Origin of the sequence: Streptomyces sp. NPDC059582 (assembly GCF_042735715.1) — a bacterium.
Taxonomy (GTDB): domain Bacteria; phylum Actinomycetota; class Actinomycetes; order Streptomycetales; family Streptomycetaceae; genus Streptomyces.
Genome location: NZ_JBHWCC010000061.1, coordinates 1 through 21927, shown reverse-complemented (window position 1 = coordinate 21927; position 21927 = coordinate 1). Strand labels below are relative to the sequence as shown.

Annotated in this window: 28 protein-coding genes and 1 pseudogene; 21 read left to right on the top strand and 8 right to left on the bottom strand. The window is 69.2% G+C overall.

Features of this window, described 5'->3' with window-relative positions:
• Positions 1-37: 37 nt before the first annotated feature.
• The 3 genes from ACFV0T_RS35715 to ACFV0T_RS35705 all read left to right on the top strand — a co-directional run bounded on the left by ACFV0T_RS35715 (position 38) and on the right by ACFV0T_RS35705 (position 2957).
• A complete protein-coding gene (locus tag ACFV0T_RS35715; protein ID WP_385788681.1) occupies positions 38-454 on the top strand; it encodes an SRPBCC family protein in 417 nt (138 codons plus the stop codon).
• Positions 455-615: 161 nt separating this feature from the next.
• The gene (locus ACFV0T_RS35710) at positions 616-1530 is read left to right on the top strand and encodes a DMT family transporter (RefSeq protein ID WP_385788679.1); all 915 of its coding nucleotides are present in this window, start codon (positions 616-618) and stop codon (positions 1528-1530) included.
• A gap of 329 nt (positions 1531-1859) precedes the next feature.
• Positions 1860-2957: an NADH:flavin oxidoreductase/NADH oxidase gene (locus ACFV0T_RS35705; protein ID WP_385788678.1), complete on the top strand. Its 1098-nt coding sequence runs from the start codon at positions 1860-1862 to the stop codon at positions 2955-2957.
• Positions 2958-3044: 87 nt separating this feature from the next.
• Here ACFV0T_RS35705 and ACFV0T_RS35700 read toward each other — a convergent pair whose 3' ends face one another.
• Positions 3045-3407: a PRC-barrel domain-containing protein gene (locus ACFV0T_RS35700; RefSeq protein ID WP_385788676.1), complete on the bottom strand. Its 363-nt coding sequence runs from the start codon at positions 3405-3407 to the stop codon at positions 3045-3047.
• A 685-nt stretch (positions 3408-4092) separates the two neighbouring features.
• On the opposite strand from ACFV0T_RS35700, the gene ACFV0T_RS35695 reads away from it, so the two are divergent.
• Positions 4093-4536 (top strand): hypothetical protein, encoded by a 444-nt coding sequence (locus tag ACFV0T_RS35695; protein ID WP_385788728.1) that lies wholly within the window; start codon positions 4093-4095, stop codon positions 4534-4536.
• Positions 4537-4785: 249 nt separating this feature from the next.
• Here the strand turns inward: ACFV0T_RS35695 and ACFV0T_RS35690 are convergent, their stop codons facing one another.
• On the bottom strand, positions 4786-5361 hold the full coding sequence (locus ACFV0T_RS35690; protein ID WP_385788675.1) for a DUF2231 domain-containing protein: 576 nt from the start codon (positions 5359-5361) through the stop codon (positions 4786-4788).
• A gap of 257 nt (positions 5362-5618) precedes the next feature.
• Here ACFV0T_RS35690 and ACFV0T_RS35685 point away from each other — a divergent pair, with 257 nt between their 5' ends.
• The 7 genes from ACFV0T_RS35685 (at position 5619) to ACFV0T_RS35655 (ending at position 10471) form a co-directional block, all read left to right on the top strand.
• Positions 5619-6665, top strand: coding sequence for a YihY/virulence factor BrkB family protein (locus ACFV0T_RS35685; RefSeq protein ID WP_385788673.1), 1047 nt, complete (start codon positions 5619-5621; stop codon positions 6663-6665).
• Between the two features lie 393 nt (positions 6666-7058).
• The gene (locus ACFV0T_RS35680) at positions 7059-7472 is read left to right on the top strand and encodes a phage holin family protein (protein WP_385788672.1); all 414 of its coding nucleotides are present in this window, start codon (positions 7059-7061) and stop codon (positions 7470-7472) included.
• Positions 7469-7936 (top strand): DUF3618 domain-containing protein, encoded by a 468-nt coding sequence (locus tag ACFV0T_RS35675; protein ID WP_385788670.1) that lies wholly within the window; start codon positions 7469-7471, stop codon positions 7934-7936. Before ACFV0T_RS35680 ends, ACFV0T_RS35675 begins: the two co-directional genes overlap by 4 nt.
• 122 nt (positions 7937-8058) lie before the next feature.
• Complete coding sequence (locus ACFV0T_RS35670; protein WP_385788668.1) at positions 8059-8289, top strand: DUF6479 family protein; 231 nt, start codon at positions 8059-8061, stop codon at positions 8287-8289.
• A gap of 244 nt (positions 8290-8533) precedes the next feature.
• Positions 8534-9175, top strand: coding sequence for a HemK2/MTQ2 family protein methyltransferase (locus ACFV0T_RS35665; RefSeq protein WP_385788727.1), 642 nt, complete (start codon positions 8534-8536; stop codon positions 9173-9175).
• Entirely contained in the window at positions 9159-9431 is a 273-nt protein-coding gene (locus ACFV0T_RS35660) for a CDGSH iron-sulfur domain-containing protein (protein WP_385788666.1), read from the top strand. The genes ACFV0T_RS35665 and ACFV0T_RS35660 overlap by 17 nt, the downstream gene beginning before the upstream one ends.
• Positions 9428-10471, top strand: coding sequence for an iron-containing redox enzyme family protein (locus ACFV0T_RS35655; RefSeq protein ID WP_385788665.1), 1044 nt, complete (start codon positions 9428-9430; stop codon positions 10469-10471). Before ACFV0T_RS35660 ends, ACFV0T_RS35655 begins: the two co-directional genes overlap by 4 nt.
• Before the next feature lie 79 nt (positions 10472-10550).
• Here ACFV0T_RS35655 and ACFV0T_RS35650 read toward each other — a convergent pair whose 3' ends face one another.
• Complete coding sequence (locus ACFV0T_RS35650) at positions 10551-10979, bottom strand: hypothetical protein (RefSeq protein WP_385788663.1); 429 nt, start codon at positions 10977-10979, stop codon at positions 10551-10553.
• 92 nt (positions 10980-11071) lie between these two features.
• Between ACFV0T_RS35650 and ACFV0T_RS35645 the strand changes: the two genes are divergently transcribed.
• The 3 genes from ACFV0T_RS35645 to ACFV0T_RS35635 all read left to right on the top strand — a co-directional run bounded on the left by ACFV0T_RS35645 (position 11072) and on the right by ACFV0T_RS35635 (position 12703).
• The gene (locus ACFV0T_RS35645) at positions 11072-11227 is read left to right on the top strand and encodes a DUF6131 family protein (protein WP_385788662.1); all 156 of its coding nucleotides are present in this window, start codon (positions 11072-11074) and stop codon (positions 11225-11227) included.
• Between the two features lie 559 nt (positions 11228-11786).
• Positions 11787-12203 carry an ATP-binding protein gene (locus ACFV0T_RS35640; protein WP_385788661.1) on the top strand — a complete coding sequence of 139 codons (417 nt, stop codon included), beginning with the start codon at positions 11787-11789 and terminating at the stop codon, positions 12201-12203.
• 134 nt (positions 12204-12337) lie between these two features.
• Positions 12338-12703, top strand: a complete 366-nt coding sequence (locus ACFV0T_RS35635; RefSeq protein WP_385788660.1) for a hypothetical protein — start codon at positions 12338-12340, stop codon at positions 12701-12703.
• 147 nt (positions 12704-12850) lie between these two features.
• On the opposite strand, the gene ACFV0T_RS35630 is transcribed toward ACFV0T_RS35635, so the two are convergent.
• Positions 12851-13342: an FBP domain-containing protein gene (locus ACFV0T_RS35630; protein ID WP_385788658.1), complete on the bottom strand. Its 492-nt coding sequence runs from the start codon at positions 13340-13342 to the stop codon at positions 12851-12853.
• Between the two features lie 76 nt (positions 13343-13418).
• Between ACFV0T_RS35630 and ACFV0T_RS35625 the strand changes: the two genes are divergently transcribed.
• The 3 genes and pseudogenes from ACFV0T_RS35625 (at position 13419) to ACFV0T_RS35615 (ending at position 15707) form a co-directional block, all read left to right on the top strand.
• On the top strand, positions 13419-13988 hold the full coding sequence (locus ACFV0T_RS35625) for a TetR/AcrR family transcriptional regulator (RefSeq protein WP_385788656.1): 570 nt from the start codon (positions 13419-13421) through the stop codon (positions 13986-13988).
• A 92-nt stretch (positions 13989-14080) separates the two neighbouring features.
• A pseudogene (locus ACFV0T_RS35620) lies at positions 14081-15257 on the top strand (GDSL-type esterase/lipase family protein).
• A gap of 96 nt (positions 15258-15353) precedes the next feature.
• Entirely contained in the window at positions 15354-15707 is a 354-nt protein-coding gene (locus ACFV0T_RS35615) for a VOC family protein (RefSeq protein WP_385788654.1), read from the top strand.
• Between the two features lie 8 nt (positions 15708-15715).
• Here the strand turns inward: ACFV0T_RS35615 and ACFV0T_RS35610 are convergent, their stop codons facing one another.
• Both ACFV0T_RS35610 and ACFV0T_RS35605 read right to left on the bottom strand, forming a co-directional pair.
• On the bottom strand, positions 15716-15907 hold the full coding sequence (locus tag ACFV0T_RS35610) for a transposase (protein WP_385788652.1): 192 nt from the start codon (positions 15905-15907) through the stop codon (positions 15716-15718).
• 111 nt (positions 15908-16018) lie between these two features.
• A complete protein-coding gene (locus ACFV0T_RS35605) occupies positions 16019-17080 on the bottom strand; it encodes an alpha/beta fold hydrolase (RefSeq protein WP_385788650.1) in 1062 nt (353 codons plus the stop codon).
• 397 nt (positions 17081-17477) lie between these two features.
• On the opposite strand from ACFV0T_RS35605, the gene ACFV0T_RS35600 reads away from it, so the two are divergent.
• From ACFV0T_RS35600 to ACFV0T_RS35585, 4 genes are all read left to right on the top strand, one after another.
• Positions 17478-18329 carry an alpha/beta fold hydrolase gene (locus ACFV0T_RS35600; protein WP_385788649.1) on the top strand — a complete coding sequence of 284 codons (852 nt, stop codon included), beginning with the start codon at positions 17478-17480 and terminating at the stop codon, positions 18327-18329.
• A gap of 104 nt (positions 18330-18433) precedes the next feature.
• On the top strand, positions 18434-18880 hold the full coding sequence (locus tag ACFV0T_RS35595) for a VOC family protein (RefSeq protein ID WP_385788647.1): 447 nt from the start codon (positions 18434-18436) through the stop codon (positions 18878-18880).
• A gap of 196 nt (positions 18881-19076) precedes the next feature.
• Complete coding sequence (locus tag ACFV0T_RS35590) at positions 19077-19271, top strand: hypothetical protein (protein WP_385788645.1); 195 nt, start codon at positions 19077-19079, stop codon at positions 19269-19271.
• A gap of 162 nt (positions 19272-19433) precedes the next feature.
• Complete coding sequence (locus ACFV0T_RS35585) at positions 19434-19982, top strand: CGNR zinc finger domain-containing protein (RefSeq protein ID WP_385788643.1); 549 nt, start codon at positions 19434-19436, stop codon at positions 19980-19982.
• An 18-nt stretch (positions 19983-20000) separates the two neighbouring features.
• On the opposite strand, the gene ACFV0T_RS35580 is transcribed toward ACFV0T_RS35585, so the two are convergent.
• Positions 20001-20846: a prephenate dehydratase gene (locus ACFV0T_RS35580; protein ID WP_385788642.1), complete on the bottom strand. Its 846-nt coding sequence runs from the start codon at positions 20844-20846 to the stop codon at positions 20001-20003.
• 537 nt (positions 20847-21383) lie between these two features.
• Positions 21384-21791: a hypothetical protein gene (locus tag ACFV0T_RS35575; protein ID WP_385788640.1), complete on the bottom strand. Its 408-nt coding sequence runs from the start codon at positions 21789-21791 to the stop codon at positions 21384-21386.
• Positions 21792-21927 lie beyond the last annotated feature (136 nt).

The following is a 21927-nucleotide window of genomic DNA, read 5'->3' as shown; positions in this document are numbered from 1 at the left end:
GAGACCGCCGTTTCCTCGACGCACTAGGAGACACGCCATGGCATCCATATCGGTGAGCCGGATCGTGCCGGCTCCCCCGGAACGCGTATGGCAGCTGATCGGGGGCTTCGATTCGCTGCCGGACTGGCTTCCCGACATTCCCTCCAGCACACTGGAGAACGGAGGGCGCCACAGAAGGCTCAGCACCTCGGACGGAGACACCGTCGTCGAGCGCCTCCTCGCGTTCAACGACGCGGAGCGTCAGTACAGTTACGCGATCGTCGAGGCGCCGTTTCCCGTGACCGACTACGTGTCCACCCTGCGGGTCCACGCCGTTTCGGGCGACGCGACCGTCAGCGAGGTCCAATGGTCGGGGAGATTCGTCCCCACGGACGCCCCGGAGGCCGACGTCGTCGCCCTTTTCAATGGAATCTACAGCGACGGTCTGAAAGCTCTGAGCGCGGCAGTGGCCTGAGTCCCGCCGACCATTCGATTCACCGGCTTCAGCCGGCCCAGACGGTTTTGAGATGGCAGAACTCACGGATGTCGTGGGACGCGTGGTGAATGCCCTGCGACGCATGGTGAACCTCCGCGACGCGCGGTGAGGGAAGCGCGTACAACGCAGAAGCCGGTGGGATGGAAATGCTCCTCGCGATCGTCTTTGCCGTCCTGGCCGCCGGCAGCAACGCACTGGGCACAGTGCTCCAACGCCGAGCGGTGGTCCACGTGCCCGCTGCCCGCGCACAGGGACTCAGTCTCGTCCGGGACCTGCTGCACAATCCGGTCTGGTTGGGCGGAGTCCTCGGCACGGTGTTCGCCGCGCTCTTCCAGGCCCTGTCCCTGATGTCGGGATCACTGGCCACCGTGCAGCCCATCTTCATCCTGGAGCTTCCGCTGGCTCTCATGATCGGCAGTGCGGTCTTCCAGGTACGGGTGTCCCGAAGGGCTTGGGGCTGCGTCGTGTGCATCTTCGCCGGTCTGGCCGTCGCCCTCTTCTCGTCCGCACCCACCGGCGGGAGATCCCAGGTTCCCGGGACATGGTGGGTACCGACCCTCGTCATCGTCGTCGGGGTCGGATCAGCACTGGTCCTGGCCGGTGTGCGACGTCCTCAAGGACCTGCGCGGGCCGCCTGCCTGGCCACCGCGGCCGCCATCGGCAACGCCCTCACGGCCACTCTGGTGAAATCGTCCATGGACATCCTGTCGCGCAAAGGAGCGACGGGGTTCTTCCTGGCCTGGCAGACCTACGGCTTCGCCGTCGCCGGCTCGGTCTCCATCTTCCTGCTGGGCTACGCGATGCAGGGAGGGCCGCTGATCGCGTCACAGCCCGCACTGACGCTGGGGGACGCCGTGGTGAGCTTCTGTCTCGGAGTGACGCTCTACGCCGAGACACCGCGCACGGGCCTGTGGCTCGTGCCGGCTCTCCTCGGCACCGCCCTCGTGGGCTACGGCGTCTTCGGGCTGTCGCGCACCCAATGCCTGGTCAAATGCGTCGCCCCGGAGAAGGAACATGCCGAGCGGGCCGGTCAGCCGGCCGCGGAGTCCATGTGACGCGGCCGCTCCGCGAGGACGAGTGCCGACGCCACCGCCACGGCGTGGGGGCCGGCGGCCCGGACACCCGTCATGACGACGCACTGTTGTCAGGCGATGACCGGTCAAGTGTGGTCAGGCGATGACGGTCAAGTGTCGTCAGGCGATGACAGTCAAGTGTCGCACCGCAGCGGTCCCGCACTTCGCTGCCCGCACGGGAATGCGCGCGCGCATAGTCGGCGTTTGCAAACATGACGTTCCGCAAGAAGGAGATGCGGCCGGGGGAGAAGACCGGCCGTTGGCCGCCCGAGAACAGCAGGCCGCCTCTCGTACTACAGGAGACACGATTCGTGAGTACGCTCTTCGACCCCTACACCGTTCGTTCGCTGACCATTCCCAACCGCATCTGGATGGCCGCGATGTGTCAGTACAGTGCGGCGCCGGGCGGGGAACTCGCGGGGGTGCCGAACGACTGGCACTTCGCCCACCTCGCCGCCCGGGCCACCGGTGGTACCGGCCTGATCATCACCGAGGCCACGGCGGTGAGCCCGGAGGGCCGCATCAGCCCGTATGACCTCGGCATCTGGAACGACGCGCAGGTGGAGGGGTTCCGCCGGATCACCGGATTCCTGAAGTCCCAGGGCACCGTTCCGGGCATCCAGCTCGGTCACGCCGGCCGCAAGGCCTCGACCGAGCGGACCTGGGTCGACCGCGGAGCGCCCATCGCGCCCGAGGCGCAGTACGGGTGGAAGCCGGTCGCCCCGAGCGCGGTCCCGATGCGGTCCGACGCGACGACTCCGGACGAGCTGACGGTGCAGCAGATCGGCACCCTCGTAAAGGAGTTCGCGGACGCCGCCCGGCGCGCTCTGGCCGCCGGCTTCCAGGTGGTCGAGATCCACGGTGCACACGGGTACCTGATCCACCAGTTCCTCTCGCCCCTGAGCAACCGACGCACCGACGCGTACGGCGGCTCATTCGAGGGGCGTACCCGGTTCGCCGTCGAGGTCGTCGAAGCGGTGCGCGCGGTCTGGCCGGAGGACCTGCCGGTGTTCTTCCGCGTCTCCGCCACCGACTGGCTTCAGGAGAACGGCGACGCGCGTGAGGGTTGGACCGCGGACGAGACGGTGCGCCTGGCGAAGGAGCTTCGCGCCCGGGGCGTCGACCTCTTCGACGTGTCGACCGGCGGCAACGTGATGGACGTGACGATCCCCGTGGCGCCGGACTATCAGCTGCCCTTCGCCGAGCGTGTCCGCCAGGAGGCCGACATGCCGGTGGCGACCGTCGGCCTGATCACCGAACCGGCCCAGGCCCAGGCCGTCGTCACCTCGGGCAAGGCGGACGCGGTGCTGCTCGGCCGTGAACTGCTGCGCAACCCGTACTGGGCACGCCACGCCGCCGAGGAACTCGGCGGGGAAGTCACTACGCCGGACCAGTACCACCGCGCGTGATCCGCGACAGCACCGGAAGAAGGCCGCACGACGAGTCTGGCCTCGGCACCCCGAGGGGCACCGAGACCAGAGTCATGCGGGGCGGGATCAGACGGGGCGGTTGCCGTACGGGTTGCTGTAGTACGTGCCCAGCTCGTCCCGGTAGCCGGCGTCGCCGAGGTGCTTGTCCCGGTGGAACTCGGGGGCGTTCTTGATCTGCTCCTTGGTGAGGTCGACCAGGACCTTCCGGTCTTCCGGGTCGATGCTCATGACCGTGCTCGCCGGCAGCAGGACCTCCTTGCCGAAGATCCACACACCGGTGTCGACGACCAGGTAGGCGTCACCGACCTCGTCGGAGTGCTTGTCGACCTTGCCGATGCTCCCGTCGGTCGCCTCGACCTTGTAGCCGGTCAGGTCCGTACCGGCCAGGTGGCCTGCGGTCGGCTGGTAGCTCCACACATGCTCAGTCACGCGAGAAACAACTCCTCCGGTCTCTGAGGGGACGGCAGAAAAAAAATTTCCCGCCGATCCCCCTTGGTTCGTACGGCGTACGTCGTACGTTGTGCGTTGTACGTTGCGCGTCGTACGTTGTGCGCGGCGGGTCTTGCGTCCAGCGGATTGCATCCCACTGGACTTCGCCCGCCTCGCATTTACCGCTTCACGAACTCGGATCGAATCCGGGTCCGGGACAAGTCGTCGATCGTCGAGGTGAGATCCCCTCCTGTGTCACGGCGACCATCCCGACCGTTCTCGGGTACCCCCGATTTTTTCTCTACACCGGTTGCCGGAGAATCAGGCCCACACACGACGGCGTGCGTCGTTTGAACTGCGCTGTTGTCAACCGGGGAACCACGGTTATCAATCAGCTTCTGACGCACCATCCGCCCAGCCGTCCTCAGGAGAGTGCGTTCCAGCCATAATTGTTTTTCCATTTCGGCTGGAGGGCACAAGGCACAGGGCACAGGGCACAGGGCACAGGGCGCGACGTCCCATGAGGCAGTGCATGACTGACGGTGCCTCACGCCTGGCCGCGCGGACCGTGTGCCTGGCGGGCGTGTCGGCGACGTGCCGGGCAGCGGACGTCCGTGGGGGACTGCTGTACGCCACCCGGCTCAACCGACCGCTCGGCGGCGTGCCTTCCGGGCAGAGGATCACCATGGACAGCAACCACGAGTTGGACCCAGCGCACCAGGTGCCCGATGGAGTCGACGAGAAGACGGTGCGCGCCCTGGGCGCGCTCTCCAAAGCGCTGGAGACCACAGAGCGGGCTCGCGGCCATCTGTACGGGTTCCACCAGCTGACCGGAACGGCGGACTTCGAGCTCGGCGACGCGGTCCGGCTGCTGCGCGAGGCGGGTCACGACGAGCAGGCCGCACGGGTCGAGCGCGAACTCGTCGGCCGGAACGTCATGCCGGGACACTGGACCTTCCAGATCATCGAGGCCTACAACTCCACCTACTACCGGCCCTTCGCCGCGATGGAACGCGACATCGTCGACGATCTGGCCGAGGGACGCGAGCACCTGCTGGAAGCCCGCCTCAAGACGATCCGCCGCACTCACCACCACCCGGACCACACCGCGACACCGCCTGTCGCCTGAGGTGAAAGCCCAGTTGAGTCAGCTCGGCTGGGCGCGATTCGGTGGGCTGGGTCCCGGCCCCTAGAGGCGGCTCCCGCGGAGCCGTCGGCTTCGACAGGGAAGCCCGGCACGAAGGTCGTCGGTCGCCCGGCCGTATTCGACGTCGTGGGTCACCGCGACGAGTGCGCGTACGCCCTTGCCCGCGGCGTCCTGCCACAGTTCGCGTTCGGCATGCCGGCGACCAGGGGGGAGTGGCGGGGGTCGCCCAAGTCAGGCGAGTGGCGCCGACGTCTGCCGGTAGGCCACGTGCCCGCCGAGCGCCCCACTGAGGGCGACCGCCGTCAGACCGCCCAACGCCCACAGCCTCCCCTTCGCGGAGCGACCGCGCAGGCGTGCCGTGAGAGCCGCGGTGTAGCAGGCCACTGCGGCCACGTTGGTGACCGCGTGGACCAGGCCGACCCTGGCCTGCGCGGGCGGCAGATCCGCCCAGTCCGCCCAGCCGGCGACCGCCGCCGGGGTGACCCCGGCCAGTCCGACGGCGGTGAGCGTCGTCGCCGCACGCTGCGCTCCCGGTACGACATCCACCACCGTGGCCGACAGCCAGCAGCCGATCGGCACCTGCACCAGGACCGGGTGCACAGGGTGTCCCAGCGGTCTGCCACGCAACAGATCACGCATTCCGCCCAAGGGGAGTGAGCTGATCCCCCGCTGGAGAACCCTGATCACCGGATCGGCCACCGTCGTCCGCTCCAGTCGGTCCAGGGTCGTCAGCCACCAGGCCGAGGCGGTGTCGAGTGCCGCGGTCGGTCCGGCCGTCGTCGAGGTACTGAGGACACGTGAGTTCATACACGACGACTACCCGGCGTGGGACTCCCGTCCCACCCGGGCCTCGACTGCACCCGAACGGCGCGCCTGCCCAGTGGGACACGAGCGCTACTTCCCGGGCGGTCGGCACGGCACGGCCACGGGGCAGTCGGCGCGTCTGCAGGAGGGCACCTCGAGGCTCGCCAGGTTGTCTTTCGGCAGCCGCACTCCGCGCGAAGGACCCTGTTTCCGAGCGCCGTGCTGAGCATGCGCGGCACAGCTATGGAAAGTCGGGGGGTATGAAGCCCCTGCCGAACCTGGGTCATGGCAGTGACCCTGAGCGTCCCGACGCCAAGGGCGACGCCGGCGTGGGCCCGAGCGAGCTGGTCGAGGAGCAGGCCCCGGATCAGCCCACGGAGCTGCCCGCGCGCTCCTGGACCGCGGTACTGCGCGGCACGGTCAAGGAGTTCCAGAACGACGAGCTGGCCGACCGCGCAGCGGCCCTGACCTACTACGGAGTCCTGGCGGTGTTCCCCGCCCTCCTCGTCCTGGTGTCCCTGTTGGGCCTGGCCGGCAGGTCGACGACCCAGCGGCTGACGGACAGCCTCCAGCAGCTGGCTCCCGGCTCCGCCCGGAACGTGATCAGCGACGCGGTCGAGCAACTGCAGGGCCGAAGCGGCGTCGGGTCGCTGATGGCGATCGTCGGTGTCGTCGTGGCGCTGTGGTCCGCCTCCGGATACGTGGCCGCGTTCATCCGCTCCGCGAACGCCGTCTACGACATGCCCGAGGGCCGCCCGGTGTGGAAGGTGCTGCCGCTGCGCCTGGCGCTGACTGTCACGTTGATGGTCCTCGCCTGCGCCGGCGCCCTGATCGTCGTCTTCACCGGCGGCCTGGCACGGCAGGCGGGCACCGCCCTGGGATTGGGCGACAGTGCCCTGACGGTCTGGTCGATCGCGAAATGGCCGGTCCTGGTGCTCCTCGTCACGATCATGATCGGCCTCCTGTACCGGGCCGCGCCGAACGCCAGGAGCCGAGGATTCAGGTGGGTGACCCCAGGCAGCCTTCTGGCCCTGGTCATCTGGATGATCGCCTCGGGCGGCTTCGCGTTCTACGTCGCGAACTTCGCTTCCTACAACAAGACCTACGGAACGGTCGCGGGGGTGATCGTCTTCCTGGTCTGGCTGTGGATCACCAATCTGGCGATCCACCTCGGCCTGGAGTTCGACGCGGAGCCGGCCCGCCAGCGGGCGATCGTCGGAGGGCTGCCCAAGGACGCGGAACCCTATGTCCGGCCCCGCGACACTCGCGCCTGGAGCGACAAGGAACGTCGCCGCATGGAGCAGTGACCGCGCGGGCGATCGCGGTCGGCAGGGCGGCGCGGCGAGAGAATCCCGTCGGGCGCGGGCGGCCGACGGACGTCCTGGCATGCGCCGGTGTCGGCCTGATCGGCGTCCTGGTCCGGGCGCTCCGAGAGGAAGCACCTGCGTGCGGGTGGGTGGCAGGTCGATAGCTGGGTAGTCGCGCTGTGAGAACGGCGTGAGCATCGCAGGAGACGCGGCTCTGCCACACGGCAGCACGCTGCCAGGCGTACCTGCCTGTCGGCGGTGTCGCATCGCGCTCAGCGCCTCACCACTCTCACGGGCCGCACCAGGCATAACGGCCGACGGACACGGTGGCAGCCACCGGGCACCGTGCCGCGAGGCCGATCAGGCACAAGACGAGGGCAGGGTGACTACGCCATGACGACGCTAGAGCGGCAGAACCACAGCACCGACGAATCCGTGAGCGTGCTGGTGTCGCGAGCCTCTCAGCAGATTTCGGACCTGGTCCGCGAGGAGCTGCAGCTGGCGCGGGCAGAGATGACCAGGAAGGGCAAACGCTTCGGGAAGGGCGGCGGCCTCTTCGGCGCGGCGGGACTCTTCGGATTCCTGGCCGCTCAGGCCCTGACAGCGACCTGCATCGCGGCCCTCGCGTTGGTGCTGCCGGTGTGGGCGTCGGCCCTGATCTTCACGGCCGTGCTGGCCGTGGTGGCCGCGGTTGCCGCGCTGGTCGGGAAGAAGCAGATCGCCAGGGCCGGCACCCCCGTCCCCGTGCAGACCATCGACAGCGTCAAGGCGGACGTGGCCGAGATCAAGGAGAGGGCGCACCGATGAGCGACGCATCCCGGACCCATGTCGGCACGCCCACCCCTGAGGAGCTGCGCGCGCAGGTCGAGCGCACGCGTGAGGAACTCGGGCAGACCGTCGAGGCGCTGGCGCACAAGGCCGACATCAAGGCTCAGGCACAGGAGAAGACAGCCGCGGTCAGGAAGCGGGCCGCGGAGGAGACCGCGGTGGTCGCCGGCCATGTTCGCGCGAACGCTCACCACGCCGTGCAGTTGGTCAAGGACAGGACACCCGACCGCGTCCGTGACCAGGCCGCTCAGGCATCCGGACTGGTCGGCCACGCCACGGCTCGTGCCGGTCGGCTGGTGGCGGAGCACACCCCCGACTCGGTCCACGACAGGGCCGGTCAGGCCGCGACGACGGCACGTGCCAACCGCAAGCCGTTGTTCGTCGCCGGCGCCGCTCTGGTTGTCGCCCTCCTGCTGGTGCGGCACAGGCACGGATGCCGATGAGGAAGCGTCCGATACCGTCCGCGACCTGCCAGAGCCAAGAGACCGCTCCGGCGGCGCCGCGCCGTGTCCCCGTAAGGGCGACCGCCGCCCGTAAGCCCGCCGATCGCGGGTAGAGGGCGGTCATGATTGCTAGCGAAAGTCTTGCGGTTGAAGGGCAAGGAGCGCTTTTCCTCATCCTCGCCGGAGTGGTGGTGGTCGCCCTTTTGATCGGCGCGTTCTGGTACGGCAGCCGACGTAGCGCGCGCCGCAGGGCCCCTGTCGGGCCGGCTGAGCAGAATCCCGTGGCGCGGCGGCGCGAGAACTCCTGGCAGACGCCGGACGGTGACGTCGGCGGCCCGGAACCTCGTGTGTGAACATGCCCGGGGCGGTGCCGATCGACGAGCTGATCGACGAGCAGATTGACGAGCCGATCGCGGAGAGTGGCCCAGGTACTCGTCTGTTCCTCTGAAGATCGACGAAATTCGGGTGGGGAGCTTGCCCGAGGGCAGTCGGGACATATCGGTCATCAGTCGCGACCCGACCGCGGGTCGCATGCGACCTCGGAGGTGCGCAGTGCCCAGCTCGGGTCTCTCCTCGGTCGCGCCGCCCGTCGGTCTGATGGCACTCCCGGGCGCCTACCAGCCGCAGGCGGACACCCGGCTGCTCGCGGAGGCGCTCGCCCGCGAGGACCTCCGTCCCGGTACGGACGTCCTGGAGATCGGTACGGGTACCGGAGCCCTCGCCCTGCGTGCCGCGGCCAGGGGAGCCCGGGTGACGGCGGTCGACGTCTCCTGGCCCGCCGTGGCCACGGCCCGCCTGAACGCCTGGCGCCACCGGCTCCCGCTGCGCGTCCTGCACGGCGACTTCGCGGCACGCACCGCAGGGTGCCGTTTCGGCTTGGTCATGGCGAACCCGCCGTACGTTCCCGCCCCGGGCGACCGGCTTCCGGCGCGTGGACCGGAGCGAGCTTGGGACGCCGGACCCGACGGACGCGAGGTCATCGACCGCATCTGTGCGGGTGCCCAAGCCCTGTTGTGTCCCCGCGGCGTCCTGCTCATGGTGCATTCGGGGATGTGCGGGACCGGGGAGACGCTCGATCTCCTGGCCGGGGTGGGGCTGGCCGCGGAGGTCACGGCGAGTGCGTCCGTGCCATGGGGCCCGGTCCTGCGTTCGCGACGGTTCTGGCTGGAGCAGCAGGGTCTGGCCGACGAGGCCGAGGAATGGGAAGAGCTGGTGATCATCCGTGCCCGGCGCCTCTGACCGCGGCCCGTGCCCGGACACCGCGGCGCTCACCGCGGCGGATCCCGCACGTCGGGTGTCGGTGGACCCGCAGGGTCCGGTCCTGGTCGAGGGTCCGGTCGAAATCGTCCTGGCCGACGGCACGGTCGCCCGGTCCGACCGCTTCATGGTCGCGGTCTGCACCTGCCGCCGCAGCCGTACGTACCCCTGGTGCGACACAAGCCACCGCCGTCGCGAGCGGGACGGCTCGCCCCGCGAGGACAGGAACCAGCGATGACCCCTCCTCCCAGCCCGGCCACGCCAGTGACCGCGACCGCCGTCGGCCCCCGCCTCGTCGAAGGGCGGGGCGAGCTGTCCGGGGCCGTGACGCATGCCCTGCGTTCGGGCATCGCTCCGGTCTACGCTCCCGGATCCGTACCGCGGGCCGACCCGTGGGGGGAAGACCTCCAACTCGCCCTCTACCTGCTCTACGAACTGCACTACCGAGGCTTCGACCAGGTGGACGACACACGGGAGTGGGACCCCGACCTGCTGCGGCTGCGCCGGGACATGGAGGACCGCTTCCTGCGGGCTCTGCGTACCGAGCTGCCCGACGCCCCCCGTTCGGTCGAGGATGCCTTCGCCCCGCTGCTCGTCGAGCCCGTCGACCTCTCCGGCAGCCTCAGCCATCACCTCGAAACCGAGGGGGAGCTCTGGCAGTTGCGTGAGTACGCGGCGCTGCGCTCCCTCTACCACCTCAAAGAGGCCGACCCGCACATCTGGGTCATCCCACGGCTCACCGGCAGAGCCAAGGCCGCCATGGTCGCCATCGAGTACGACGAGTTCGGCGCCGGCCACCCCGAACGCATCCACGCGCGACTCTTCGCGGACCTGATGACCGACCTCGACCTGGACTCCGCGTACGGCTGTTACCTGGACCGGGCCCCGGCGCCGTTGCTCGCGACAGTGAACCTGATGTCGCTCTTCGGCCTGCGCCGGGCACTGCGTGGCGCGCTCGTCGGCCACTTCGCCTGCGTCGAGGTCACCTCGTCGCCCGGGTCCAGGCGCCTCGCCAAGGCCATGCGACGCTGCGGAGCCGGCCCCGCCGCCGAGCACTTCTACGCCGAGCACGTCGAGGCCGACGCCGTCCACGAGCAGGTCGTACGCCACGAGGTCATCGGCGGCCTCCTCGCCGACGAGCCGGACCTGGAAGAGGACATCGCGTTCGGCTGCGCGGCGACCGTTCTGCTCGAGGACCGACTCGCGACCTACATTCGCGAGGCCTGGGACCACGGGCGCAGCGCGTTGCGCACGGGCTCGCCCGAGCACCGGCGCTGAGCGGCGAACTACGCTCCGGGCCCCGCGGAACACGACGGAGCCGCTGGGCCCGAGGGCGTCGGTTCACCTGCTGGAGGCGTCAGCGAGGTGCGGCCGAGTGACCGAACCAGTGACCTCGGCCACGGGAGGCGCTGGTCTTCGGAGGACTGACGTCCGAACGGACGTCGTCGGAGCGGACGTCGTCGCGTGGCTCGACCAGGTCGCCGCTCTCACGGTCGTCGACGGCGGTCTGACGTCGTGACGCACTGAGTCCGCGCCGAGTCCGCGCGGACCTACGGGCCGAATGGCGGGCGCCGATCAGGACCAGGGCGAGTCCCAGGAGCGCCACAGCTCCCACGATGATTCCGCTCAGAAAGAGGGCCCCGGTGGAGGCGGTGGCGTGGTAGCCGAAAACCGAGAAGTCGCCGCCGGTGCCGAGACTGTGTCCTGCACCGGTGTTGCCGAATATTCCGGCCAGGCCGACGATGGCTGCGACGATCAGAATGATGAGTCCGAGGATGAGAATCATGGAATCGCTCCTTGAATCTGTGTCCGGACAAGCCGCGGGACACCATTGACGCCTACCCTTGTAGTGGAACGTCAAGCGGAACGGAGGGCACCATGCTCGTCCTCGGCGTCATTCTGCTCGTCATCGGTTTTGTGACGGGAATTTCGATCCTGTGGACCATCGGGATCATTCTGGTCGTCGTGGGGGCCATTCTCTGGATTCTGGGAGCGGTCGGTCACGCAGTCGGCGGCCGCCGACATTATTGGTAGCCCCTGTCGGGAAACGCGCAGGGCCGGTACGACGACGTCGGCCGCGGGAACCGGGTCCGCCACCCTTGAGCCCGTCGGTGTCGAGCAACAGCGTTGAGCCTGAAGGAAAGTCGCGCCGGTGATCGGGTCCGGCGGAACGGTCCGAGGGCTGTCGTGCTCCACAGTTCGCGGCGACTGTCACGCTGCGAGCGGATTGCAGAATTCCACGAGTGTCTGTCCGTACGGGCGACGCGTTCTCCGGGATCGCGCGCGCCGGCGGGTGCGGACGGGCAGTCGGAGGCGTTGCCGAGGCGGCGCTCGGACGCGGTGCGTTCGAGCGCCGCACGGTTGTCTCCACCACTTCCACCACTTCCATCACTTCCACGACTGCTCCAGGGCGGCTGCGCGGACCACCCCTTACCCCGATCCGGACGGTCGTCGCCGTGCTGCCGCGTGCGCTCGGCCCGTGTGTCGAGCGCGCTCCGGAGGGTCTGGGAACCGACCGGAGGCCTGCCGAGGCGGGTGCCGGGTAGACGCGTAGGTACGAGGGGGAGTCGACGGCGGGACGGGAGTGAGATCGGTGGCGGTCAAGGCGATGGGCTGGGCACACTCGTTCCCGCTGTCGGGAGGTGTGCGCGCCGGGCGGGTGTGGACGCGCAGGCGTCTGGAGTCTCTGCCATGGACCGCCGCTGAGCCGGACACGGTGGACGCTGTCGTCCTGAGCGTGTCGGAGCTGCTCACCAATGCTCACTTCCACGCGCACAGCGACGCGCAGCTCGTCCTCACCTGGGACGGTGAGTGCCTCCACGTGAGCGTCCATGACGAGGACCCGACGCTGCCGCGCCAGCGTGACCCGGAGGCGGGCGAGGAGTCCGGCCGGGGGATGGGAATCGTGCGGACGCTCGCCGACGAGTGGGAGATGACGTGTCAGCGGCACGGCAAGACGGTGGCGGCGTGCTTCCGCCCGGTCGGCGCGGACCGGCAGGGCGACGGCTGAAACTCTGTTGCGGGCCGGCCGAGGCAATTGCGCTCCGCGCTGGGTTTCGTGTGTACCGGCGGCCTGTTCCTGACAGGCGGTTCGGAAACGGGGTTCGGGGGCATCCGGACGGCGGTGGGAAGGGATGAGGCGTCGTGTTTCTGGCACGTGGATCGAGTGACGACCCCGAGGGCTGGCTCTGGACTCTGGGCGCTGTCGCGCTGTACGCAGTGATCAGTTACGGGCTGGAGTACCGGGCACGCGCTCGGCGCGGATCCAGGCACCCGGCCAGGGACGCCCTGCATGATCTGAAGGACCGCGAGGATCCGCAGTCTCCACAGCACCGCTTCGTCAGCCGCGTGATCATGTTGTGCGGAGCTGCGGCGACCGGCCTGGTCGCGTTCGCGACGGCGACCACGGGAGCCGCACGGATCCCGGCGGTCGGGTTCACCGCTGTGCTGGCGGTGTCCGTGTGGGCCTACTACGACCATCGCACGGAGATGCGCGACTCCGGGAAGTGACGACCGGGGGACGCGTCGACGGTGATTCCGCGCGGACGCGGGGCACGGTCCTGGCCCGGATCCTGGGCCCTGCGTGCGGCCCGAACCGGCGGACAGACGCTGCTGCTCGCAGTGGACGAAGCCATGTCGTCCCGAGACCGGCCCGGCTCATGCGGTCACCCTGGTGATGAAGGCCGTGAGGTTCGCGACGGTCCGCTGGATCTTCTCCTCCAGGGTGAGTGACTCGGGGAGCCGTGCCCCGATGCCCGCGTCCTTCTTGCCCCGTACGTACAGCGGGCAGGCGAGGTCGCTGCAGATGTAGGCGCCCACGCTGTTCCCCTGCTGCCCGGCCTTTCCTGCCTTCGCGGCGACCAGGAGCGAGACGCCTCCGGTGTGGGTGGTCAGGCATATCGAGCACATGCTGCGCCGTGTCTGCCAGGAGGGGGCATGGGAGCCGCGCAGGGTGAGCGCCACCGGGCGGCCGTCCAACTCGGTGGCGAGGTAGGCCCGGTCGGGGGCCTGGGGGTCGCGCCAGCCGAGGAAGTCCAGGTCGTCCCAGGGCCGCTCGGCCAGGTCGTGGGGGACGGACAGACGCTTGGCCTCGCCCTTGGAGCAGTTCACGAAGGCGGTGCGGATCTCCCGCTCGGTCAGTGACTTCATGAGCGGCAGGCTAGTTTGCCTAAAAGTGTTAGGCAAATGCATAATGGTTGTCGCCGGACGGGAGGAAGGTCAGGTCATGGTGCGAGCAGGGTTGACCCCGGAGCGTCTGACCCGGGCGGGGGCGGAACTGTCCGACGAGGTCGGGTTCGACCAGGTGACCGTCTCGGCGCTCGCCCGGCGGTTCGACGTCAAGGTCGCGAGTCTGTACTCGCACCTGAAGGGCTCCCAGGACCTCAAGACCAGGATCGCCCTGTTCGCGCTGGAGGAACTCGCCGACCGGGTAGCCGACGCGGTGGCCGGACGGGCCGGCAAGGATGCCCTGTCCGCCGTCGCGAACGCCTACCGCGACTACGCCCGGGAACACCCCGGTCGCTACGCGGCCGCCCGGCTCCGGCTCGACCCCGAGACGGCGGCCGCCAGCGCCGGGGTGCGGCACGCGCAGATGGCGCGAGCGATCCTGCGCGGCTACGACCTGACGGAGCCGGACGAGACACACGCCGTCCGGCTGCTGGGCAGCGTCTTCCACGGCTACGTCAGCCTGGAGCTGGCCGGAGGCTTCGAGCACAGCGCCCCCGACGCGCAGGAATCCTGGGTCTGGGTCGTGGACTCCCTCGACGCCCTGCTGCGCAACCGCGCCACACCCTGACCAGACGTGGGCCGCACACCGAAAGGCGGTCAGCCGCGCCACGCACCTGCGTGGATGAGCAGTCCGGACATCTTGAGCAACAGGGTGAGGCGATGAGCACCGAGCCCGACCGGATCACCACACCTGTCACCGCGGACATCCTGCGCGGTCACCTCGACGTGGAAGCGACCGCGCACGGCCTACTGCCGCATCGGCTGCCCGCCCGGGCGCGCCGGCAGGTCCCTGACGAGCAACTGACCTTGGCCGAGGCCCAACCCTCCGGCGTGCGGCCGGCGTTCCGCACCCGGGCCACCACGATCGAACTGGACACGCTGCCCACCAAGCGGGTCTACCGGGGCTTCCCGCCCCCGGCGGACGGTGTGTACGACCTGCTGGTCGACGGCCGTCTCGCCGCCCAGGCCACGGTGGCCGGCGGTAACGTCCGCACGATCATCGACTTGGTCACCCAGTCCGCGGAACTGTCGGAGGGGCCGGCCGGCACCGCCCGGTTCACCGATCTGCCGGCGGGTGACAAGGACGTCGAGCTCTGGCTCCCGCGCACGGAGGTCACCGAACTGATCGCCTTGCGCACCGACGCGCCCATCGAGCACGCGCCGGACGCTGGGCACAGGGTGTGGCTGCACCACGGCAGTTCCATCAGCCACGGCTCGAACGCCGCCCACCCGACCGCCATCTGGCCGGCCCTGGCGGCTGCCCAGGGCGAAGTGGAACTGGTCAACATGGGGTTCGGCGGCAGCGCGCTGCTCGACCCGTTCACCGCCCGCGCGATGCGGGACACCGCAGCGGACCTGATCAGCCTCAAGATCGGCATCAATATCGTCAACGCCGACGTCATGCGCCTGCGCGCCTTCAGCCCCGCGGTCCACGGCTTCCTCCACACCGTCCGCGAGGGGCATCCGACCACGCCGCTGCTGGTCGTGTCCCCCCTCCTGTGCCCGGTCCAGGAGGACAAGCCCGGGCCCTCTCGCGCCCGACTTGGACGGCGGCACCCTGCGGTTCAAGGCGACAGGCGATCCGGCCGAACGCGCCGCCGGGCGCCTGACCTTGAACGTCATCCGTGACGAACTCGCCCGGATCGTCCACCAGCGGGCGACCGACGACCCCAACCTGCACTACCTCGACGGACGCGACCTGTACGGCGAGAGGGACTACGCCGAACTCCCGCTGCCCGACGAGGTCCACCCTGATCCCGCGGGACACCGCCGCATCGGCGACAACTTCGCGCGGCTCGCGTTCGGCTCCGGCCCCTTCGCCCCGCATGCCGGCTGACCACAGCGCGGTCACATGGACCGCGATCGCCGCATGGCCGCGGTGCTGTGGCGTGGTGCGAACCCGCCCCGATCGACGTCCTGGCAAGATAGCGGCATGGAACGTGTGCTTGGAATCGGTGGATACTTCCTGCGGGCCTCCGACCCGTCGGCCCTGAACGCGTGGTACCGCGATTGCCTGGGCCTGGACGCCGACGAGAACGGCCTGTGGCGCCAGGGAACCGGACCGACGGTCTTCGCGACGTTCGAGTCCGAGACCGACTACTTCGGGTCCCGCGCCCAGCAGACCATGCTCAACTTCCGGGTCAGTGACCTGGAAGCGATGCTCGCGCAACTGCGCGCCAAGGGAGCGGACGTGGCCGAGGAGACGCAGGAGATGGAGGGCGTCGGTCGATTCGGCTGGGTCACCGATCCTGAGGGCAACCGGATCGAGCTGTGGCAGCCCGCCTGACCACGTCTTCACGCAGCGGCGACGTGCGCAGGTGGACGTGGTCGGATCGCCGTTGAACTCGACCAGTTCGGCTTCGAAGTCCTTCGAAGTCCTTCGAGGCCCCCGCACACGGCCCGCATGACCTCCTCGCACCGCGTCAGATGCCGGTCGGCGAAGACGGAGTGCCGGTTCTTCGTCACGAAAACCAAGTGAACATGCATGCGGTGACGCAGTGACGGCCTGTACGAACATTCTCATCGAGAGGCGCCGGGGCCGGCCGGTCCGGCCCGGCCCCCTGATCCGTCAGCAGGTCCGGCCGGCCCCCTGATCCGTCAGAAGTGGTCCACGTCGACCACGGCCTGGGCGAACGCCGTCGGCGCCTCCTGCGGCAGGTTGTGGCCGATGCCCGAGAGCGTCCGGTGCTCGTACTTCCCGGTGAACTTGCTCCGGTACGCGGACCCGTTACCCGGCGCCGTGAACGGATCCCGCGCGGGGTCGAGGGTGATGGTCGGCACCGTGATGGCCGGCGCGAGAGCCAACTTGTCCTCGTAGCGGTCGTAGCGGCGTTCGCCCTCTGCCAGGCTCAGCCGCCATCGGTAGTTGTGGACGACGATCGCCGGGTAGTCGGGGTTCTCGAAGGCGGCCGCGGTGCGTTCGAAAGTGGCGTCGTCGAAATTCCAGGTCGGCGAGACGATGTTCCAGACGAGCCGGGTCAGTTCATGGCGGTGGGCCTTGTCCTCCATGGCCTTCTTGCCGCGCTCGGTGGCGAAGTAGTACTGGTACCACCAGGTGTGCTCGGCGGCCGCGGGGATCGGGTCCAGCTGGGCCTTGCGGTTGGTGATGAGATAGCCGCTCACCGAGACCAGTGCCTTGACACGCCCGGGCCACAGGGCCGCCAGGATGTCGCCTGTTCGCGAGCCCCAGTCGAAGCCGGCGATCACGGCCTCGGGGATCTTGAGAGCGTCCATCAGCGCGATGATGTCCAGGGCGATCACCGACTGCTGGGCGTTGCGGAAGCTGCGTGCGGACAGGAAACGTGTCGTGCCGTGGCCGCGGAGATAGGGCACGACCACGCGATAGCCCTCGGCGGCGAGCAGGGGAGCGACATCGACGTAGCTGTGGATGTCGTAGGGCCAGCCGTGCAGGCAGATGACCACGGGGCCGTGAGCGGGGCCCAGCTCGGCGTAGCCGACGTTCAGTACACCGGCCTTCACCTGCTTCAGCGTGGGAAAGGAGGTGTGCGTGCCCGGAACGACCGTCGGCACGACGGGAGCCTTGCCGGACCGGCTCGGAGCGGTGGACGCGTCGGCGACACCCTGAAGACCGGCCAGGGAGACGGCGGCCGCTCCTGTGCCCAGACCCATCGCCTTGTTGAAGGTACGCCTGTTGATCATGTGAAGCCTCCGTGCGTCTTTCCGATGCGTTCCGCCGTCGCGAGGCAGGGGCCCCGGGTGCGACACGTACCTGCGTGATCGCCGTGGGCTGCTCGCGGCGATGACTCTGACACGGCCATTCGTCACCGGTCAAGATGGTGACGCAGTCCCTGTGGCGTCCACTGTCGCCGGTCGCCGGTCGCCGGTCGCCGGTCGCCGCGATCTCGACCGTCGGCCGATTGCAGGTGCGTCGATCGATTCACCCGTCACCGGCTTGACAGGTGACGTAATGCAGGGCAGGTTTGTCACCAGTTAGAGCGGTGATGCCGAGCGGCGGCCAGACAGCTGTGCCGCGGCCGGCGTCATCCGGCGACGGACGGTCTCCGTGTCGCCCCGCGTACTTCTGGAGGATCCACTCGTGTTCAACATCAAGGCCGTAGGCAAGCGACGGGCTCTCACCGGTGTCGGCGTGGCCGTCACGGCGGGCGCGGCACTCGGGGCCTTCGCGCTCGCCGGCACCGCCACTGCCGACGGCGCCACGGCGGTCGGCAAGGAGCACGGCAAGCCCACCATCGTCCTGGAGCACGGCGCGTTCGTGGACGCTTCCAGCTGGAACGGCGTGATCTCCCGGCTGCGCGCCGACGGCTATCCCGTCGTCGCCGCCGCGAACCCCCTGCGGGGCCCGCGCAACGACGCGGCCGAGCTGCGCAGCCTCCTCGACCACGTCAAGGGTCCCAAGATCCTCGTCGGCCACTCCTACGGCGGCTCCGTGATCAGCCAGGCCGCCGCGAAGGCCCCCGACGTCAAGGCCCTCGTCTACGTGGCCGCGTTCCTGCCCGCCCCCGGCGAGAGCGCCTTGGCGCTGACCGGCAAATACCCCGGCTCCACCCTCGCCGATGCCCTTGACCCCGTCACGGTCACCCATGCCGACGGCACCACCGGCACCGACCTCTACGTCCAGCAGGGCAAGTTCCGCCACCAGTTCGCCGCGGACGTTCCGCGCGACGAAGCCGCCCTCGCCGCCGTCGCCCAGCGCCCCGTCGCCCAGGCCGCCCTGGAGGAGAAGGCCACGGTCGCCGCCTGGAAGACCATCCCCAGCTGGGACGTCATCACCACCCAGGACCTGAACATCCCGGCTTCCGTCCAGCGCTTCATGGCCAGGCGGGCCCACGCCCACACCACCGAGGTCGCCTCCTCCCACGCCGTAGCCGTCTCCCACCCCGGCGTCATCAGCCGCGTCATCGAAGAGGCCGCGCGCACCACCCGATAGCGGTCCCGACGCCTGTACTCCGGCACCGGCAACACGAACGTCTGCACCCCCGATACCCGCACCCCGATACCCGCACCCCGACACCTGAAAGCGAGAGCGCTGCCATGGACATGAAGCTCGAAGTCGTCGTCATCCCCGTCTCCGACGTCGACAAGGCGAAGGACTTCTACGTAGAGAAGCTCGGGTTCCGTCTCGACGCGGACTTCCCGATCGACGACGGCTACCGGATCGTGCAGGTGACGCCGCCCGGCTCGGCGTGTTCGGTCATCTTCGGCGACGGCGTGACGCATGCCCCGGCGGGTTCGGCTCGGGGACTCCATCTCATCGTCTCCGACGTCGAGCAGGCCGGCGCGGAGCTGGCCGGCCGGGGCGTCGATGTCTCCGGCCCGTTCCACGATGTCACCGGGGCCTTCCATCACGCCGGCGAGGCGGGCAGGGTGCCCGGACTCCACCCGGAGCGTGCCAGCTACGGCTCCTTCGCCTCGTTCGCGGACCCCGACGGCAACGACTGGATCCTCCAGGAGATCACCGAACGCGCGCCGGGCCGCTGACGGTCGCACGCCGACATCCGAGGGCGGCCCTCAGCTGCAGCCGAGCGAGCCGCCAGTCCGGTGTCAGCCTTGCCCGCGTCGCCTTGCGTCACCTGCTTGACAGGTTATGCGAGAGAGCGCAGGGTTGTTGTCGTCCCGCGGTGAGCGGGGCGCGATCCACGATCGACGAAGACGATCGACGAAGAGGGGAACGGTCATGAGCGAGGACGTCACGACGGATGCCGCCGCGGCGGCACGGCACGTTCGCTACGGCAGCCTTCCCGAGCGGATCCGCTTCGAGGACATGACCGAGGTGGCGGACGCCGGGGCCGACGGTGGGGGTGCCGTCTCGTACAACCCTGAAGGCTCGTGGAACTACTTCTCGTGCCTGGCCCTCGATCTGGGGCTGTAGTCCTGGCCGTGCTTCTGGCCTGGTTCTGGCAGTAATTCTTTGAGTGGAGGACCGGTTCGCGGCGCGCAAGGGTCCGAAGGTGGTCGGGAGAGTGGGTGAGTGAGGGAAGTGGAACACGGCAAGGGCGTTGCGTATTCGCCAGTCACCGGTCAATATGGTTACGTGAAACATGCATTTCCCTGCGGCAGTCTCCCCCTCGACTTCGTCGGCACTCTGCGCGCGCGACGCAATGACGCGCCGATGGAGAAGCTCGCCTCTCCCGAGCTCCTCGACGACTGGTTCGTCGAGTCGAAAATGCTCGACCTGGCCCCCGGTGGTACCGGGGCCGACCTCGGCCTCGCCCTGGAACTGCGCGAGGCGATCTACTCGCTGGTAGCGGCCCGCCTCGCCGGTCGGCCGCTGCCCACCGGGGCGGTCGCCGTGCTGAATCTGCATGCGGCGGGCCTGCCGGTGACGCTGCGACTCGGACCGGCCGGCACGGCCCGTACCGGCTCCGTCTCCCAGGGGCTCGCGGCTCTCGCGCGCGAGACGGTCGAGATCCTCGGAGGGGACGAGGAGGCGCTGCTGCGCGAGTGTGCCCGTCCCGAGTGCACCCAGGTCTACCTCGACCGGTCGCGGGGGCACCGGCGTGAGTGGTGCGCCATGAGGACCTGCGGCAACCGGGTCAAGGCTGCCGCCTACCGGGCACGCCAGAGCGGTGTGACGAGCTGACCGATCGGGGTGCGAGGTTCACCCGATGCGTTCCAGCAGGCGGTGCGGGTGTGCCGGGTACACGCCGAGGATCCGTACCTCGGACGAGAAGAAGCGCAGTTCCTGCAGGGCGAGCGCAACATGGGGCTGGTCGGGATGGCCCTCGATCTCGACGTAGAAACAGCTGGGATTGACGCCCGCGCCCAACTGATAGCTCTCGATCTTGGTGAGGTTCACCGAGCTGCTGGCGAAGCCGCCGAGCGCCTTGTAGAGGGCGCTGGGGATGTTCCGTACGGCGAAGAAGAGGCTCGTCATCGTCGGGTCGTCCGTGACGGGCGCGACGGTGGACTCGCGGGAGAGGACGACGAACCGCGTGGTGTTGTCGGGGTCGTCCTCGACTCCTGCTCGCAGCACCTCCAGGCCGTAGTGCTGGGCCGCGGCGGGCGGGGCGAGCGCCGCGTGCCGCGGGTCACCGAGCTCCGCCACTTCACGGGCGGCCCCGGCCGTGTCGTCGCTGACGAGTGTGCGCCAGCCGCCCTCGCGCAGTACCTTCCGGCACTGCCCCAGCGCGTGCACGTGGCTGCGGACGCACTCGACATCAGCTGGTGACGTCCCGGGTACGCCCATGAGGTCGAAGCGGATGGCGAGGAAGTACTCGCCGATGACGAACAGGCCCGACTCCGGGAGCAGGTGATGTACGTCGGCCACCCGTCCGGCGGCGGAGTTGTCCACCGGGATGACAGCCAGGTCGGCGGTCCCGAGCGTGACGGCGTCGAGGGCCTGCTCGAAGCTCGTGCAGGGCAGTTCCGTGCTGCCGGGAAAGAGATTCTGGGTGGCGGTCGCCGAATTGGAGCCGAATTCGCCCTGATATGCGACGATCGTCACTTTGTGTCACCCTTCGATACGGAGCCGGCGTCCTCGGCCGGCCGGAGACCTACGGTAGATCGCCGAGGTCGAGCACCACGATGCTGTCCACAACGAGAGACTCCGCGTGGTGGCCCACCCGATCGCGGTTCGACGGAGGGCGGACCTCAGCAGCAGACTGCGCACCAGGGCAGGTCCACCACCGAGGCTCCCGACCCCCGCATGACCGTCGTCGCTAGTGCCGCAGCAGGCAACGTTGGCCCCGTCGCGACGCCCGGCACGCACTCCCGCCGCACCGGCCGAAAGCCCACGTACGACCAGTACGAGGACTTCCGGCCGGCACGCCGGGAGCACGCACCGGACGCCGCTCCTTCACGGGCCAACGTTGCCCGCCACGGCACTAGCCATGGGACGAACGCCTGGCAGCGAACGCGCTCCGGCGGTTCGGCGTGTACCGCTCATCGGGAAGGCGAGCACCGCTTCCGGCGGCCTTTCCGATGGTCAAGCCCGCGCCGGCGGCGTTCGCGTGCACACACCCGGTAGGCCTGACAACGGGCCTCAAGCAGCCGCGAAAACCTTCCGGCACTCGGCCGGGACGATGACGCCGGACTCGCTGACAGTGGTCGAATCCTCGGCGGTCAGCTCACTCGGCGCCGGGGTGGCATGGGCATAGCGCTGCGCGATGGAAGCGACGTCGCCGAGAGCGTCGGCGAGCCGGTTCCACCGAGGATCTGTGACAGCGGCTGAAGCGGCCTGGTTGGCCACATTGTTTTGCAGACGGGCCATGCCTGCCCAACCGGCGCTGGAGCCGTCGTTCCAGGTACCCGTACCGTCCGGCTGGACTCCGAGGTCCTCGCAGACGCCCAGCACCTTCTCGGTGGCGGCGTTGCTGCTGTCGCTCGTCGAGCATCTGGTGAGCAGTGTGGCGGCGAGTACCGCGGCGATACCGGCGGTCGCGTTGCGCATCGCGGCGAGATCCTTGTCGGCCGATCCAGTGGTGGTTGTCCTAAGACGTCGTTTCAGTTGGTGAGTCGGCGGTGGCAGATGAGGGCTGCGGCTATGCCGACGAAGGCAAGGAAGTGTTCGGATTTCCGCTCGTAGC